Here is a 553-nt window from a genome sequence, read left to right as displayed (position 1 = left end):
TTGCCGCCGTCACCGCCGGCACCCGAAGCCGCCCGGGTCACCCCGTCGCCCTGCAGACCACCGAGGCCGCCGTTACCACCGTTACCACCATTGGTGCCGGTACCACCGTTGACCGCCCCCGCGGTACCGGCCGCACCCGCGGTGCCGTCCTTACCGTCACCACCGGCACCACCAACCCCGGCAGTGCCGTCAGCGGCCCGCCCGCCACCGACGAGCTGGCCACCCAGGCCGGCGTTACCACCGACACCACCATTGCCACCGGCGGTACCCGCCGCCGCAGTGGGGTCGGAGGCCGCGTCGTAGCCGGCGCCACCGGCACCACCGTTGCCGCCCTTACCGGCCGAACCGTTGGCACCGTTGGCGGCCGCCACCCCGCCACCGGAGAGGCCACCGGCGCCACCGGCACCGGCGTTACCACCATTGCCGCCATTGGTCCCGGCACCACCATCGGGGTTGGCCGCGGTCCCGGCCGCTCCGGCGCCACCGGTGGCACCGTCGGTACCCGAGCCGCCCTTACCGCCAACACCACCGGCACCGTGGGTGCCCGCGGTCG

Annotated in this window: 1 pseudogene; it reads right to left on the bottom strand. The window is 75.2% G+C overall.

The window, feature by feature from the left end:
• A pseudogene (locus tag LI92_RS24070) lies at nucleotides 1-553 on the bottom strand (hypothetical protein); the annotation flags it as partial.

This window comes from Mycobacterium sp. UM_Kg1 (genome assembly GCF_000972925.1).
GTDB lineage: Bacteria > Actinomycetota > Actinomycetes > Mycobacteriales > Mycobacteriaceae > Mycobacterium > Mycobacterium hiberniae.
Note: the sequence above shows the minus strand (reverse complement) of the source record. Positions and strands in the feature narration are given on the sequence as shown.